Origin of the sequence: Novosphingobium sp. PhB165 (assembly GCF_004341845.1) — a bacterium.
Taxonomy (GTDB): domain Bacteria; phylum Pseudomonadota; class Alphaproteobacteria; order Sphingomonadales; family Sphingomonadaceae; genus Novosphingobium.
The window spans coordinates 20,797-36,277 of sequence record NZ_SLVB01000009.1; the positions used below are offsets into that span (position 1 = coordinate 20,797).

General features: G+C 67.0%; 12 protein-coding genes and 1 riboswitch. Of the genes, 9 read left to right on the top strand and 3 right to left on the bottom strand.

Annotated elements, in window-relative coordinates; all coding sequences use genetic code 11:
* Positions 1 to 112: 112 nt before the first annotated feature.
* Positions 113 to 358: riboswitch (cobalamin riboswitch) on the top strand.
* Between the two features lie 188 nt (positions 359 to 546).
* From cobW to bluB, 4 genes are all read left to right on the top strand, one after another.
* The gene (cobW, locus tag EDF56_RS21265; RefSeq protein WP_132391330.1) at positions 547 to 1,596 is read left to right on the top strand and encodes a cobalamin biosynthesis protein CobW; all 1,050 of its coding nucleotides are present in this window, start codon (positions 547 to 549) and stop codon (positions 1,594 to 1,596) included.
* Between the two features lie 163 nt (positions 1,597 to 1,759).
* Entirely contained in the window at positions 1,760 to 5,554 is a 3,795-nt protein-coding gene (gene cobN, locus EDF56_RS21270; RefSeq protein ID WP_132391332.1) for a cobaltochelatase subunit CobN, read from the top strand.
* A gap of 2 nt (positions 5,555 to 5,556) precedes the next feature.
* Positions 5,557 to 6,162 (top strand): cob(I)yrinic acid a,c-diamide adenosyltransferase, encoded by a 606-nt coding sequence (gene cobO, locus EDF56_RS21275; protein WP_132391334.1) that lies wholly within the window; start codon positions 5,557 to 5,559, stop codon positions 6,160 to 6,162.
* Between the two features lie 2 nt (positions 6,163 to 6,164).
* Entirely contained in the window at positions 6,165 to 6,815 is a 651-nt protein-coding gene (gene bluB, locus EDF56_RS21280; RefSeq protein WP_132391336.1) for a 5,6-dimethylbenzimidazole synthase, read from the top strand.
* Here the strand turns inward: bluB and EDF56_RS21285 are convergent.
* The gene (locus EDF56_RS21285) at positions 6,802 to 7,671 is read right to left on the bottom strand and encodes an ABC transporter substrate-binding protein (RefSeq protein ID WP_132391338.1); all 870 of its coding nucleotides are present in this window, start codon (positions 7,669 to 7,671) and stop codon (positions 6,802 to 6,804) included. The two genes, bluB and EDF56_RS21285, sit on opposite strands and share 14 nt — an antisense overlap.
* A 148-nt stretch (positions 7,672 to 7,819) precedes the next feature.
* Between EDF56_RS21285 and EDF56_RS21290 the strand changes: the two genes are divergently transcribed.
* Positions 7,820 to 8,767, top strand: coding sequence for an iron ABC transporter permease (locus tag EDF56_RS21290; RefSeq protein WP_279389729.1), 948 nt, complete (start codon positions 7,820 to 7,822; stop codon positions 8,765 to 8,767).
* Positions 8,761 to 9,540 (top strand): ABC transporter ATP-binding protein, encoded by a 780-nt coding sequence (locus EDF56_RS21295; protein ID WP_132391342.1) that lies wholly within the window; start codon positions 8,761 to 8,763, stop codon positions 9,538 to 9,540. Before EDF56_RS21290 ends, EDF56_RS21295 begins: the two co-directional genes overlap by 7 nt.
* A gap of 1 nt (position 9,541) precedes the next feature.
* On the opposite strand, the gene EDF56_RS26060 is transcribed toward EDF56_RS21295, so the two are convergent.
* Complete coding sequence (locus tag EDF56_RS26060) at positions 9,542 to 9,703, bottom strand: hypothetical protein (RefSeq protein ID WP_165912309.1); 162 nt, start codon at positions 9,701 to 9,703, stop codon at positions 9,542 to 9,544.
* Positions 9,704 to 9,837: 134 nt separating this feature from the next.
* Positions 9,838 to 10,731 (bottom strand): LysR family transcriptional regulator, encoded by an 894-nt coding sequence (locus tag EDF56_RS21300; protein WP_132391344.1) that lies wholly within the window; start codon positions 10,729 to 10,731, stop codon positions 9,838 to 9,840.
* A 112-nt stretch (positions 10,732 to 10,843) separates the two neighbouring features.
* Between EDF56_RS21300 and EDF56_RS21305 the strand changes: the two genes are divergently transcribed.
* The 3 genes from EDF56_RS21305 to EDF56_RS21315 all read left to right on the top strand — a co-directional run bounded on the left by EDF56_RS21305 (position 10,844) and on the right by EDF56_RS21315 (position 15,479).
* Positions 10,844 to 11,641 carry an SDR family oxidoreductase gene (locus EDF56_RS21305; protein ID WP_132391346.1) on the top strand — a complete coding sequence of 266 codons (798 nt, stop codon included), beginning with the start codon at positions 10,844 to 10,846 and terminating at the stop codon, positions 11,639 to 11,641.
* A 144-nt stretch (positions 11,642 to 11,785) separates the two neighbouring features.
* Positions 11,786 to 13,015: a phospholipase A gene (locus tag EDF56_RS21310; protein WP_132391348.1), complete on the top strand. Its 1,230-nt coding sequence runs from the start codon at positions 11,786 to 11,788 to the stop codon at positions 13,013 to 13,015.
* A 184-nt stretch (positions 13,016 to 13,199) separates the two neighbouring features.
* Positions 13,200 to 15,479, top strand: coding sequence for a DPP IV N-terminal domain-containing protein (locus tag EDF56_RS21315; RefSeq protein ID WP_132391350.1), 2,280 nt, complete (start codon positions 13,200 to 13,202; stop codon positions 15,477 to 15,479).
* Positions 15,480 to 15,481: the final 2 nt, after the last annotated feature.

Sequence of the window (15,481 nt, forward strand, 5' to 3'; positions counted from 1 at the left end):
GATCGGCCTGCGCGCGCGATCCCGGCGCTTGCCCGGGGCGCGACACTTGCGGGCGGACACGGCGACGGCTAGGAGCCTGCCTGTCCGCCGCAGCCCCGACCGGGGCGACGGCGAACACCATTATCGCGCCGGTGCCCCGCAAGGGGCTTAAAATGGGAACACGGTACGAGTGGCCTGCCACTCCAATCCGGGGCTGTCCCTGCAACTGTAAGCGGCGAGCGCGATGCACATTCGCGGCGGGGCAAAGCCTCTGCCCGCAGCCACTGGGCCGGACGCTAAGTCATGCGAGGCCTGGGAAGGCAGTGCATCGTGCCGTGACCCGCAAGCCAGGAGACCTGCCGGGGTCGATGTCGCTCTTGCCCGGGTCCAGGGATTGGCCAAGGCACGGTAACTCTCCGTCTGAGCGACGTGATGCATGCGGCCGGGGCCGCAGCGGCATGCCACGTCGGGCGCTCGCGCGCCTGCCCGACGCCCGTGTGTCCGCGTCGTCCGCAAGAGACGGCCTGCCCCGCCGCTTCCGAGTTACCGGCGCGCGGGAGACGATACATGAGCAAAGTTCCCACCACCGTCATCACCGGCTTCCTGGGCGCCGGCAAGACCACGCTGATCCGCCACCTGCTGCAGAACGCCAAGGGCCGCCGCCTTGCGCTGATCATCAACGAGTTCGGCGATGTCGGCGTCGACGGCGAACTGGTGAAGGGCTGCAATGACGAGGCCTGCCCGGAGGACGATATCGTCGAACTGGCCAACGGCTGCATCTGCTGCACCGTCGCCGACGATTTCCTGCCGACCATGCAGAAGCTGCTCGACCGCGAGAACAAGCCCGATCACATCATCATCGAAACCAGCGGCCTTGCCCTGCCCAAGCCGCTGGTAAAGGCCTTCCAGTGGCCCGACATCCGCACCCGCGCCACGGTTGACGGCGTGGTCGCGCTGATCGACGCCGATGCCGTCGCGGCGGGCCGCTTCGCCACCGATGAGGCGGCGCTGGCGGCGGCCCGCGCGGCGGATCCGATGCTCGACCACGAAAGCCCGCTGGAAGAACTGTTCGAGGAACAACTGGGCTGCGCCGACATGGTGGTGCTCAACAAGACTGACCTCGTCGACGCCGATGCCCTCGCCCATGTCGAGACGCTGGTGCTGGCCGAGACACGCCCCGGCGTGAAGATCGTGCGCGCCGATCACGGCGCCGTCGACATCGCCGCGCTGCTGGGCATTACCGCTGCGGCCGAAGACGATCTCGATTCCCGCCCCTCGCACATCGACGGGCTGGACGAAGATCACGACCATGACGACTTCGACAGCTTCGTTGTTTCCGGCGGTGACGTGGCCGATCTCGACGCCCTTCTCGCCCGCCTGAAGGACCTGATCGCGGAACACGACGTGCTGCGCGTGAAGGGCATGGTCGCCGTCGGCGGCAAGCCTAGCCGCCTTGTCGTGCAGGCCGTGGGCCCGCGCATCCAGCACTTCTACGACCGTGCATGGCTGCCGCAGGAAGTGCGCCGCACCCAGCTTGTCATCATCGGCCAGAAGGGGCTGGACCGCACCGCCATCGAGGCGGGCCTTACGCATGTTCTCGGCACGGTAGCGGCTTGAGGTTCTCCCTCATGCCCACCTTCGCCGCCCCCCCCTACCCTCGTCATTGCGAACCCGCGAAGCGGGTGAAGCAATCCAGATTCGCGCAGAGCCGCACTGGATTGCTTCGCTACGCTCGCAATGACGAGTCAGAGTTCTGTCGCAGTGGCGGGGGGAACGCCTGATGCACCTGCTGTCCGCCACGCCGGGGACGATCTCCAACGGCGAGGAGGCGATCGACCTCGACCAGTCTCCCGGCGACATGGTGATCCTCACCGTGGCGGACAGCGAACTCGCCTGCTTTGCGGGCGCGGCGGCGCGAATGCCGGAAGGCGCGCCGAGCGTTCGGCTCGCGAACCTGCTGCAACTGCGCCACCCCTATTCGATCGACCTCTATGTCGAGAAGGTGATCGCCAAGGCCAAGTTCGTCTGCGTGATCCTGCTCGGCGGAAAGAGCTACTGGGGCTACGGCATCGACGAGATCGCCCGCGTCGCGCGCGAGAACGCCATCGCCTTCGCCGCCATTGCCGATGGGCGCGAGGCGGACCCGGCGCTCGACCGCGCCTCCACCCTACCCGCCGAGGTCCGCGAGCGGATGCGCGACTATCTGCGGCAGGGCGGCACCGCCAATGCCCTCTCGTTCCTGCGTACTGCCGCGCGGACCATCGGGCATGATGCGGGCGAGCCGGATGATCCGGTGCCGGTAGCCGATGCCGGGCTCTATCTTGCGGGCACAGAACGCGCCGGACTTGCCGACGTGCAGGCAGGCTGGACCGAAGGCCGCCCGCTCGCCCTGCTGGTGTTCTATCGCGCGCTGATGATCGCGGGCACCTTGCACGCCGTCGACGCGATGATCGCTGCGTTGCGGGAACGCGGCTTCAACGTCGCCGCCGTTCACGTTCGCGCCTTGCGGGAGCCTTTCGCGGTGGACTGGCTGAGCGGATTGCTAGGCGAGATCGCGCCCGATGTGATCGTCAATGCCACCAGCTTCGCCTCGTCCTCCGCAGGCGACGATCGCAAGCCGGGCATTCTGGAAAAGGCGGACTGCCCGATCCTCCAAGTCGCCTTCGCCGGCGTTGAGGAAGGCGAATGGCAGGGGTCCGCCCGCGGGCTCGGCCCGCGCGATCTCGCCATGAACGTCGCGCTGCCGGAGGTGGACGGGCGCGTTTTCACCCGTGCGGTCGCTTTCAAGGCAGCGGAGCGCTTTGACGAAGTGACCCAATGCGGCATCGTCGTCCCGCGCGTGGCGCCGGACCGGGTGGCGTTCGTCGCCGATCTTGCCGCGAACTGGGCGGGCCTGCGGCGCACGGCGGCTGCCAAGCGCCGCGTCGCGCTGGTCCTGGCGAACTATCCCAACCGCGATGGGCGCATCGGCAACGGCGTCGGCCTCGACACCCCCGCCAGCACCGCTGCGATCATCGCCGCTCTGGCCGAGGCGGGCTATGACACCGGCGACGCGCCCAAGGACGGCGCCGCGCTGATGCGCGTGATGACCGGCGGCGTGACCAACGACCTGACATCGCTGAGCCGTCCCGGCGAAGTTTCCCTGCCGCTTTCGATCTACGAAGCCACCTTTGCAGCCGTGCCCGAAAGCGCGCGCAAGGCCATGGTCGAACGCTGGGGCGAGCCTGCGGCCGATCCCTTCGTGCGGGACGGCGCGTTCCGCCTGCCGGTGCACCGTTTCGGCAATCTCGCCATCGCCGTGCAACCCGCGCGCGGCTACAATATCGATCCCAAGGCCAGCTATCACGATCCGGCCCTGCCGCCCCCGCACGCCTATCTCGCCTTCCACGTCTGGCTGGCGCAGGACTTCGGCGCGCAGGCGGTGGTCCATGTCGGCAAGCACGGCAATCTGGAATGGCTGCCCGGCAAGGCCATCTCGCTCTCGCGCGAGTGCTTCCCGGAGATCTGCGCCGGGCCGCTGCCGCAACTCTACCCCTTCATCGTCAACGACCCCGGCGAAGGCACGCAGGCCAAGCGCCGCATCGGCGCGGTCGTCGTCGATCACCTCACCCCGCCGCTGACCCGAGCCGAGACTTATGGCCCGCTCAAGCAGCTTGAGGCGCTGGTGGACGAATATTACCTCGCCGCCGGGATGGACCCGCGCCGTCTCTACCGGCTCCGGCGGGACATTCTCGATCTGGCGCGAAGCCACGGCCTCGACCGTGACGCCGGGGCCAACGGCGACGATGACGATGCGCTTTCGGCCATCGACAACTACTTGTGCGAGTTGAAGGAATTGCAGATCCGCGATGGTCTGCATGTCTTCACGCAATCGCCCGAGGGCCGCTTGCGGCGTGATCTGCTGGTCGCGCTGGCCCGCACGCCGCGTGGGTATGACCATGCCGGACAGGCCTCGCTGCTGCGGGCGATGGCGGACGATTTCGGGCTGGACTTCGACCCGCTCGACTGCCGGATGGGAGACCATTGGAATGGCGCCCGGCCAGAAGCGCTCGGGGCGGTATCCGAAGAGCCGTGGCGCACGCATGGCGACACCGTCGAACGGCTGGAACTGCTGGCAGCGGAATGGGTGAGCGAAACAACCCAAACCCCGCTCGTCCTGAGCTTGTCGAAGGACCACAGCACGGCGCCAGCATCCTTCGACAAGCTCAGGATGAGCGGAGCGGGGGACAGGACACTGGCCGTCCTCGACGCGATCCGCACCGACCTAGCCCCCCGCATCGATCTTTGCGGCCCGCGCGAAGCCGAAGCCTTGCTGGCCGGACTCGATGGCCGCTTCGTGCTGCCCGGCCCTTCCGGCGCGCCCACGCGCGGGCGACCGGATGTGCTCCCCACGGGACGCAATTTCTACTCGGTCGACACCCGCGCCGTGCCCACCGCCGTCGCCTGGGAACTCGGCCGCAAGTCGGCCGATCTGCTGGTGGAAGACTACCTCCAGCGCGAGGGCGAGTACCCGCAGGCCATGGCCCTTTCCGCATGGGGCACCGCCAACATGCGCACGGGCGGTGACGATATCGCACAGGCCCTCGCGCTGATGGGCGTGCGCCCGCGCTGGGACTGGACTTCGGGCCGCGTGGTCGGCTTCGAGGTAATGACCGTGGCCGAACTCGGCCGCCCGCGCGTGGACGTGACCTTGCGCGTCTCCGGTTTCTTCCGCGACGCCTTCCCCGAACAGATCGACCTGATCGACAGCGCCGCGCGCGCGGTGATGGCGCTCGACGAACCGCTGGGCGACAACCCCGCCGCCGAACGCCATCGCGCCGAAACGGCCGCACTCGTCGAAAGCGGCGAGGCGGAAACGCAGGCCACCCGCCGCGCCGGCGCACGCGTGTTCGGATCGAAGCCGGGTGCCTACGGTGCCGGACTTCAGGCGATGATCGACGAGAAGATCTGGCATGAGCGCGGCGATCTGGCCGATGTCTATCTTGACTGGGGCAGCTACGCCTATGGCGGCGGTGTGGAGGGCGATGCCGAGCGCGGCCTCTTCGCCGCACGCCTCGCCTCGGTCGATGCGGTGGTCCAGAACCAGGACAACCGCGAGCACGACCTGCTCGACAGCGACGACTACTACCAGTTCGAAGGCGGCATTGCCGCCGCCGTCGAGCATCTGAAAGGCCGCGCGCCGCTCAGCTATCATAACGACCACAGCCGCCCGGAACGCCCGGTCGTCCGCACGCTGGAGGACGAGATCGGCCGCATCGTGCGCGGGCGCGTCACCAACCCCAAGTGGATCGCCGGCGTCATGCGCCACGGCTACAAGGGCGCATTCGAGATCGCTGCCTCGGTCGACTATCTCTTCGCCTTCGCCGCCACCACCCACGCGGTGAAGGACCACCATTTCGATGCCGTCCACGCCGCCTTCATCGAGGACGAGGCGGTGCGTGATTTCATGGCAGAAACCAACCCCGCCGCCTTGCGCGAAACCGCCGCGCGCCTTGCCGAGGCGCTGGAGCGCGGCCTCTGGAAACCCCGATCGAACAGCGCGGGCCTGACGCTCGCGGCCCTCTCAGGAGCATGACCATGGTGCAGCGTACCGACGAACAGCACGCCGAGAAGATGAAGAAGAAGCAGGCCGCGCATGACAAGATCATGGCCGGAAAGACGGTCGAAAAGGGCCTGCTGATCGTCCACACCGGCAAGGGCAAGGGCAAGACCACCGCCGCGCTCGGCATGGTGGTGCGCATGATCGGTCACGGCAAGAAAGTGGGCGTCGTCCAGTTCGTGAAAGGCGCGATGACCACCGGCGAGAAGGTCGTCTTCGATGCCTTCCCGGACAACGTCGAATTCAAGCCGATGGGCGAAGGCTTCACCTGGAACACGCAGGACCGCGCCCGCGACATCGAACTTTCGCGCGAGGCGTGGAACGAGGTGAAGCGCATGATCGCCGATCCCGCCTATGACATGGTGCTCGCCGACGAACTCAACATCGTGCTACGCTACGACTACCTGCCGCTCGATGAGGTGCTGGAAGTGCTGACATCGCGCGGCGAGATGAAGCATGTCGTCGTCACCGGCCGCAATGCGCCCGAGGCGCTGGTCGAGGCGGCGGACCTGGCGACGGAGATGACGCTGGTGAAGCATCCGTTCCGCTCCGGCGTGAAGGCGCAGGCCGGCATCGAATTCTGACGATGCCGTCTCCGTCCGCCCCTGACTTCAGCCCGGAATTCACCAGCGAACTGGCCGAACTGCTGGCGTGGCGGCGGGACGTGCGTCATTTCCGCAAGGAGCCGATTGGCGAGGACCGCGTGGCCGAACTGCTGGCGGTGGCGCAGCTTGCACCCTCGGTCGGCAATTCGCAGCCTTGGCGCTTTGTGCGGGTTCGCTCGGCCGCCTTGCGCGAGACGCTCGCGGGCCATGCCGATACCGAAAAGGCGGCGGCCGCTGCCGCCATGCCCGATGCTGAACGCCGGTCGAAATATGCCGCGCTGAAGCTCCACGGCATACGCGAGGCCCCGGAAGTCATCGCGGTGTTCTGCGATGATGCCACGACGACAGGTTTCGGTCTTGGCGCGGCGACAATGCCAGAAACCCGTGCCTATTCGGTGGTGCTGGCGATCCACACGCTATGGCTGGCCGCCCGGGCGCGCGGGCTGGGGCTGGGCTGGGTGTCGATCGTCGAGCCCGGCTTCGTTACCGACCTGCTCGACGTTCCGGCGAGCTGGCGCTTCATCGCGCTGCTCTGCCTGGGCCATCCGCTCGAACCGGATGTCATCCCCGAACTGGAACGACGCGGCTGGCAACCCCGCCTCGACGGGAGCAGCAACGTCAGTGAGCGTTGAGCCGGGGCTTGTTCACTTGCGCTGCCAGCAAGCGCGCTGCCTTGACGTAGGCCGGGCCGCCGCAGACTGTCCAGGCCTGCGGAATGGCCACGCGCGGGATGTTCGCGAGAATGGGGTGATGTATCATCTCGGTGCCCTTGTCGGTCACGGTCTGGGTGGCGCTGTCCACCACGATGAAGTCCGGCCGCGCCATGGCCATTTCCTCAAGGCTCACCTGCGAGAGCACCGGCTTGCCCAGCTTTCCAGCAAGATTGACCAGACCGACGCGCGTCATCAGGTCATCGACCAGCGTGCCGGTGCCGGTGAGGTATCCGCTCCGCTGGTAATAGGCCGCAACCTTGTGGCCCGGCACGCGCGGCAGCCCGGCAAGATCGGCGTTCATCCGCGCGATCAGTGCCTCTCCGCGCTCGGGATGGCCGACCGCACGGGCGACATCGCGGATCGAGCCGAGGATTTCGTCGTAGTCACGCGCCGCCTTGAGGTCGAGCGCGGGATAGTGGCGCCCCTTCAGCACCGTGATCGAGGGATTGCGCCGCGCAGGCATGCCCACCACGAGGTCGGGATCGGCCGCGATCACTTCCTCGGCCGAACCGCCGAAGACCGGCAGTCCCTTCGCCTGACTGGCCACCGCCGACATCTGCGCATCGGTGGCATAGCGCGTCAGCCCGGCGATCTGGTCGCGATCGGCCAGCGCGACCAGCAACTGGTCCGCGCAGAGGTTGAGCGAGACGATCCGGTGAGGCCGCACGGTCGAATTTACCGCACCGGCCCCCGCACTCACACCGGCTCCGGGCAAGGCCGCAATAATCATGCACGCGGCAAGCCGCAGGCGAAGGTGGATTTTTCCGAGAGCCATGGCATGGCTCCTTACCAACACGTACCCGGGACACAAGCGTGGCGGGGCGCCGATCCGATGCGAGGTATTCGTGCAATCTCTCAGTACATCATCACCCTCAACCCAGCGGGCGCGCCATCGTGCCCTGATCCCGCTGCTGGGCCTCGCCGTGGCGTTCGTCGCCCTCGGCTCGATGAGCCTTGGCCCGGTCTCGCTCGGCCTCGGGCGGATCGTGGGCGCGCTGGCCGGACATGACGATCCGGTCGCTCGGGCGATCCTTCTCCAGTTGCGCCTGCCGCGCACGCTGATCGGGCTCATGGTCGGCGCGATGCTGGGCCTGTCCGGCGCCGTGCTTCAGGGCTACTTGCGCAATCCGCTGGCCGAGCCTTCGGTACTCGGCGCCTCGAACGCTTCGGCGCTGGGCGCGGTGATCGCGCTCTATTTCGGACTTTCCGAATGGCACCCGGCGCTGCTGCCGCTGATGGCGATCCTGTCCGGACTGCTTGCCATTGCCCTGCTCTTCGCTCTGGCCGGACGCTCGGAAAGCCCGCTCAGCCTGATCCTTGCCGGCATTGCCGTCTCGACGCTGGCGGGCGCGGGGATCAGCCTTGCGCTCAACCTCTCGCCCAATCCTTTCGCGGCCATGGAGATCATGTCCTGGCTGCTGGGTTCGATCGAGAACCGGGCGATGCAGCATGTCTGGATCGCGCTGCCCTGCATCGCTGTCGGGGTCACGCTGCTGCTGATCGATCCACGCGCGCTCGACGCGCTTTCGCTGGGTGAGGACGGCGCGCGGTCGCTCGGTGTCGACTTGCGCCGCACGCGTCGCCGGCTGATGCTGGGCGTGGCGATCGGCGTCGGCGGCGCGGTTGCCGTCTCGGGCGCCATCGGCTTTGTCGGCCTGATCGTGCCGCACCTGATCCGCCCGCTGACCGACCGCAGCCCCTCTGCCCTGCTGATCCCCTCGCTGCTAGGCGGCGCAGTGCTGCTGACCGGCGCGGACATCCTCGTCCGCCTGATCCCCACCGATGCCGAACTCAAGCTGGGCGTGGTGACCGCTTTCCTGGGCGTTCCCGTCTTCCTCTTCTACCTGCTCCGGGAGCGCCGCCTGTGGTGACGATTTCGACCGAGAACCTCTCCGTCCGGCTGGGTCGGCGCGATGTGCTGCACGGGATCAGCGCCCGTTTCGAGCCCGGCACGCTGATCGGCGTGATCGGCCCCAACGGCGCGGGCAAGTCCACGCTGGTCCGCGCGCTTGTCGGCCTGATCGACCCACATGAGGGCACGGTCACGCTGGACGGTCACGATCTAGCGCAATTGCCCGCCCGCGAGCGCGCCCGCCGCGTGGCCTATCTGCCGCAGGGCCAGACGCTCCACTGGCCGCTGACGGTGGAGCGACTGGTCGCGCTGGGCCGGCTGCCGCATCTCGGGCCGATTTCGCGCATTTCGGAGGAAGATCAGGCCGCTATCGAAGAGGCCATGGCGCGCGCGGACGTTTCCCATCTCGCCGAACGGGTCGCCACCGAACTTTCGGGCGGCGAGCGGGCCCGGGCACTGCTCGCCCGCGCGCTGGCGGTGGGGGCAAAGGCGCTGGTGGTGGACGAACCGCTGGCCTCGCTGGACCCCGGCCATCAGATCGACGTGATGGAAATGCTGGTGCGCGAAGCGCAGGGCGGAGCAATGGTGCTGGCCGTGCTGCACGACCTCAATCTCGCCGCGCGGCACTGCGACCGGCTGCTGGTGATCGATAACGGCCGGCTGGTTGCCGATGGGCCGCCTGCCGAAGTCTTGACCGAGGAAACCCTGCGGACCGTCTACGGCGTGACCGGCTATAGCCGCATGCTGGACGATGTTCCGCTGGTCGTGCCGCTCACGCGCTGGCGCGGATAGATCAGGAGGCCCTGTGGCGGCGCAGAGCGCGATCCGCGATCAGCCCGATCGCCGCCATGGTCCCGCCGGTCAGTCCGGCGGTGCCGATCGCGACGATGACAGGCTGCGCCATGTTGGCGAAGGGCTGCGCGCGCTGGTTCAAGGTTTCGATCATCCGGGTCACGCCGCTGCTCCTGCAAGGATTGCCGGTCGCTTCGGAAAAGCCGCGGACCGGCGGTGTGAGAGCGTGAATGCGCCTTTTCCGATCTTCGGAAAACCACGATAATCTTGCGCCAAACGTTCGATATTTCCGAACAGTCAGGGCAGGCGCAAATCCGCTTCCAGAAAATCGAGGAAGGCCCGGATGCGCGATGCCAGCCGTTGATGGCCGACATAGAGCGCATGGATATCCTCGTGATCGCCGGGATTATAGTCTTCGAGAACCTCCACCAGCCGCCCGGCTGCAAGATCGGCGGCAACATGGAAGCGGCCGAGCCGGGCGATGCCGCCGCCCGCTACCGCCATGAGCCGCACGACTTCGCCCGAATTGCCGAGAAAAGCCCCCTCGACCGGACGCTGGACCAGCGCGCCGTCAATCCGGAACGGCCAGGTGTCCATAGCCCGGCGAAAGCTGAATTGCAGGCAGGTGTGGCGGGCCAGATCGCGCGGATGCGTGGGCGTGCCGCGCTCGGAAAGGTATCCCGGGCTCGCGACGAGCGCCATGCCGCTGCGCCCCAGCTTCTTGGCCTTGAGCCCGGTATCGCGCAGCGGACCGATGCGGATGGCGATGTCCGCGCGCGCTTCCACAAGGTCCACGAGTTCGTCGGCGAGCGCCAGATTCACGCGCACGGCGGGATGGCGCATGAGGAACCGGGGAAGGATCGGCAGCAGGCACTGGGTGCCGAATGGCACCGAACTGTTCACCCGCAGCGGCCCGCGCGGCACGTCCGACGCACCGCCGAACCCCCGCTCCACCTCGTCCACTTCGGCAATGAGACCGGTGACGCGGGCGCGGTAGATCTCTCCTTCCGCCGTCAGCGACAGCGCGCGCGTGGTGCGGGCGATCAACTGAACGCCCAGCCGTGCCTCCAGCCGGGCAAGCGCGCGGCTGACTGCCGAGGGCGTCAGCCGCAGCGCTCTGGCCGCTCCGGCAAGGCTGCCGCTCTGCGATACCGCAAGGAAGATCTGCATTTCACCGAAGCGGTTGTCCATCGATCCGTGAATCCAATGCAATTCTGAGATGCCAAGTCTCTATCTAATCAATAAACGCCGGCCCGCCTATCTTCGAGTTTCCTAACCCCTCTCCCCCCAAAGGAAATTTCGCATGGATCTGAAACTCGCCGGAAAGAGCGCTCTCGTCACCGGTTCCACCGCCGGGATCGGCCTTGCCATTGCCGAGCGACTGGCCGCCGAAGGCGTCGACGTCGTCATCTCGGGCCGTAACCAGGAGAAGCTGGACGCCGCCGCCGCGCAAGTCGCCGCAAGCAGCGCGAATGGCGGCAAGGTCCGCGCAGTGCTGGCTGACCCTGCGACCGCAGAAGGCGCCGAAGCACTGATCGCCGCCGCGCCCGAAGTCGACATCCTCGTCAACAATCTCGGCATTTACGAGGCCAAGCCCTTCACCGAGATCACCGATGCCGACTGGCACCACTTCTTCGAAGTCAACGTCGTCAGCGGCGCCCGGCTTGCCCGTCACTACTTCCCCAAGATGCTGGCCAAGAACTGGGGCCGCGTGATCTTCATCGCCAGCGAGAGCGCGCTCGTGATCCCGGGCGAGATGATCCACTACGGCATGACCAAGACCGCCCAGCTCGCCATCGCGCGCGGCCTTGCCGAGCAGACGCGCGGGACCGGCGTCACCGTCAACTCGGTTATGCCCGGACCCACGCGTTCGGAAGGCATCGTCGAGTTCATCCGCTCGGTGGTCGATAACAAGGACGCGCCCGAGGCCGAGCGCGAGGCCGAATTCTTCACCAAGATGCGCCCGCTCTCGCTGATCCGCCGCCTGATCGAGGCCGACGAGATCGCCGCGCAAGTGGCCCTGCTGGCCAGCCCGCTCGGCGCAATCACCAATGGCGCGGCCATTCGCGTCGAAGGCGGCATCGTCCCCACCATCGCCTGACCCGACGCCCGCCCGGCGCGCCCAGTCGCGCGCCGGGCACAGGTTGCCGGAAGCGCAAACATCCATAACTTCAAGGCGTTTGTGTTTGGTCGCGGCGGCCGATATCCTCCTGCCCGTATGAAATGGCGCGACAGGGGATTGCCAATGACCGATCGTCTTGCCGCGCGCCGGATACTTGCCCGATGCCTTCCCGGCGCGGCCCTGTTGATGCCGCTCTCGGCCCATGCCGAGGAGCCCGTGGAAACGCTGATCGGCAGCGTGTCGAGTGCCGAGGCCGACGGCACGGTGCCTGTCGAACTGCGCTTCCTCAATCCCGGCGCTGCTCCGGCCACCGTGGCGCTTCCCGACCGCGTCGCCGCGAATGTCGAAAGCGCCGGGCGGCAGGATACTGTCTGGCTGGAACGCGCACCCGGCACCCCGGCATCGCTGAGCCTTGCCCCCGGCGGCTTCGCGAAAGCACGCTATCGGCTGGCGGCAGGCACGGTTGCCGATGGCGCCCTGCTCTCGATCCCGCAGTGGCGCACGGCCGAAGTCGCCTTGCACAGCACTTCCGCCGCCCGAATGGCCGAGGCATCGCCGCCACCCTCCGCGCATACCGCCACCCTTCCGCCGGCTCCGACCCCCACGGCGCCCGCCGATCGCAGTTACGGCAACGCCTTCATCGACAACCTTGGCCCTTACGAGCCGATCTACGCGGTTTTCGGCCCCGGAACCGATACCGAGGCACGCCTTCAGATCAGTTTCGATTACCACCTGTTCGGCTCGCACGAGCGCAAGGACCTGCCCACCTCGTGGCGCGGCGGACTTCACTTCACGTACACCCAGCGCATGTTCTGGGATTTGCGCGCGCAATCGATGCCGTTCCACAATATCGATTACCAACCTGAACTCATCTACGTCTCCCCCGCCAAGGTGCTGGACAATGGCATGTCGCTGGCGTTGCAGGGCGGGCTTCGACACGAATCCAACGGCCGCGACGGCGAAGATTCGCGCAGCGTGAACACCTTCTACGTGGCTCCCATGGCCGCCATCCCGCTGGGCGGCGACTGGCGCCTGCTGGTGGCGCCGAAACTGGCCTTCTATCTGGGTGACACGTCCGACAACCCCGACATCATCCACTATCGCGGCCATACCGGGCTGTTCCTGCAAATCGGCGATCCGGACGGGCTGCGGATCGCGACGAACACGCGATTCAATTTCGGGTCCGGCAAGGGCGCGATCAATACCGAGGTCTCTTACCCGCTTCCCCGGTTGCTGGGCGGCGGGCCGGACTTCTACCTCTTCGCACAGGCTTTCGCGGGCTATGGCGAGAACCTGCTCGATTACAACAAGTCGACCACCCGCCTGCGCGTAGGCTTCGCGTTGGTCCGATAGTGCCGGGGAGCGAGGCACTTGCCTGTTGCTGCTTCCGAAATATAGTATACGATACTAGCCGCAACATACCCCAAGGCCATCCCGCCAGCCTCCATTGATTCCCCTCGGCCGCCGCTCCCACGCGGGCGGCCGCGCGGCCTCGGCACGAACGGGATGGGCCCGGAGAAGCCGAGGATCGCGCCCGATGAACTCCCCCGCCCGTCGCCCCCGTCTCGCGGCCCTGCTGCTGGCGTGCACCGCCACGCTGCTTCCGGCAATGGCCATGGCCGCACCCAGCGAGGCGGAAATCGCGCGCTCGGTCGCCCTGCGGGAAGACTGGCAATATCTGACGCGCGAGATTGCCTGGCCCGCGACATGGACGCCGGATGGCAGCGCCTTCTCCTATCGCAAGACCGTCGAAGGCGGCTTTGCCTTCGAGACGTACGACGTTCATACGCAGGCCAAATCCGCCGCGTTCGACCAGCAGCGGCTCGCCAAGGCGCTGGGCGATGCGATGGGCAAGCCCGTCCAGCCGCTGCGCCTGCCGTTCGAGCAGTTCTCCTATGCGGGCAACCGCGAGACCATCGCGTTCGAAATCGACTACGCAGGCTGGCACTGCACACTCACCGACTATCGCTGCGAGGCCGAGAAAGACCCGCGCCGCCCGCGCGGCTTCGGCGTGGTGCGCGATCTTTCGGTGCCCGCCGACAACCACCCGCGCCTCTCGCCCGACGGCAAGTGGGAAGCCGTGGTGGAGGACAACAACCTTGTCGTCCGTCCTGCCGGTTCGAAAGACCTGACGCGCCTCAGCAGCGACGGGACGGAGGGCAATTTCTACGATCCAGAGACCATCGAATGGTCGCCAGACAGCCGCCATGTGATGATCTACCGCGTGCGCCCCGGCTTCGCGCGCCACGTCCTGCGCGTGGAAGCCGCGCCCGATGGTCAACTTCAGCCGGCGCTGCGCAGCCAGCTCTACCCCAAGCCGGGCGATGCGGTCGATCTGGAGCAGCCGGTACTGTTCGACGTCGCCGCGCGGCGGCAGATGGTGGTCGACCCCACCCTGTTCCCCAATCCCTACCAGCTTTCGCAGGCCCGCTGGCGCGCGGACGGTAAGAGCGTCGAGTTCGACTACGACAAGCGCGGCTTCGGGCAGGCGCGGATCATCGCCGTCGATGCAGAAACCGGCGTCGCCCATGCCGCCGTTGCCGAAGATGCCAAGACCTTCTTCTACGCCGACCGCCGTTTCGCGCACGATGTGAACGGGCTTGGAGGCGAGATCGTCTGGGCCTCCGAGCGCGATGGCTGGAACCATCTCTACCTGATGGACGGCAAGACCGGCAAGGTGAAGAACCGCATCACCACCGGCGAGTGGGTCGTGCGCGAAGTGGTCAAGGTGGACGACAAGAAGCGCCAGATCTGGTTCGCCGCCAGCGGCATGAACGCGGGCGAAGATCCCTATTTCCGCCACTACTATCGCATCGATTTCGACGGCCGGAACCTCACCCCGCTGACGCCCGAGCGCGCCGACCACACCGCCCGCTTCTCGCCCGACATGCAGTTCTACGTCGATACCTATTCGCGCGTGGACATGCCCACCGTCAGCGAACTCCACCGCGCCAGCGACGGCGGCGTGGTGGCGACGATCACCAAGGGCGATATCAGCCGCCTCACCGCCGCCGGTTTCCACGCCCCCGAAGTGTTCACCGCCAAGGCCCGCGACGGCAAAAGCGATATCTGGGGCCTTGTCGTGCGTCCGCATGACTACGACCCGGCCAAGAAGTACCCGGTGATCGAGAACATCTACGCCGGCCCGCACGACAGCTTCGTGCCCAAAACCTTCTGGCCCTTCGGCTACCACTCGGGCGGCGACAAGGTGATCGGCATGCAGGCGCTGGCCGATCTCGGCTTCATCGTCGTGCAGATCGACGGCATGGGCACGGCCAACCGTTCGAAGGCATTTCAGGACGTTGCCTGGAAGAACCTGCAGGATTCCGGCTTCCCGGATCGCATGCTGTGGCACAAGGCCATGGCCGCCAAGGACCCGTCCTACGACATCAGCCGCGTCGGCATCTACGGCGCCTCGGCAGGCGGGCAATCGACGCTCAACGCGCTGCTGTTCCACGGCGATTTCTACAAGGCCGGCGTCGCCATGGCGGGCTGCTACGACAACCGCATGGACAAGATCAGCTGGAACGAACAGTGGCTCGGTTGGCCGGTGGACAAGAGCTATGCCGATGCCTCGGGCGTGGACAATGCCGCGAAGCTGCAGGGCAAGCTGTTCCTGATCGTGGGCGAGCAGGACAGCAACGTCGATCCCGCCTCCACCATGCAGGTGGTGAACGCGCTGGTGAACGCGAACAAGGATTTCGACCTCCTTGTCGTGCCCGGCGGTGAGCACACCGTGGGCCGCTCTACCGGCCCGATCGACTACGTGACGCGCCGCCTTTCCACGTTCTTCGTCCGTAGCCTTCAGGGTCAGTGATC

Bases quoted from the DNA above. Each gene is read 5' to 3' on its own strand.
- EDF56_RS21315 (WP_132391350.1), top strand. From the start codon at position 13,200: ATGAACTCCCCCGCCCGTCGCCCCCGTCTCGCGGCCCTGCTGCTGGCG.
- cobO (WP_132391334.1), top strand. From the start codon at position 5,557: ATGGTGCAGCGTACCGACGAACAGCACGCCGAGAAGATGAAGAAGAAG.
- EDF56_RS21310 (WP_132391348.1), top strand. From the start codon at position 11,786: ATGACCGATCGTCTTGCCGCGCGCCGGATACTTGCCCGATGCCTTCCC.
- bluB (WP_132391336.1), top strand. From the start codon at position 6,165: ATGCCGTCTCCGTCCGCCCCTGACTTCAGCCCGGAATTCACCAGCGAA.
- cobW (WP_132391330.1), top strand. From the start codon at position 547: ATGAGCAAAGTTCCCACCACCGTCATCACCGGCTTCCTGGGCGCCGGC.
- EDF56_RS21300 (WP_132391344.1), bottom strand. From the start codon at position 10,731: ATGGACAACCGCTTCGGTGAAATGCAGATCTTCCTTGCGGTATCGCAG.
- EDF56_RS21305 (WP_132391346.1), top strand. From the start codon at position 10,844: ATGGATCTGAAACTCGCCGGAAAGAGCGCTCTCGTCACCGGTTCCACC.
- EDF56_RS21285 (WP_132391338.1), bottom strand. From the start codon at position 7,671: ATGGCTCTCGGAAAAATCCACCTTCGCCTGCGGCTTGCCGCGTGCATG.
- cobN (WP_132391332.1), top strand. From the start codon at position 1,760: ATGCACCTGCTGTCCGCCACGCCGGGGACGATCTCCAACGGCGAGGAG.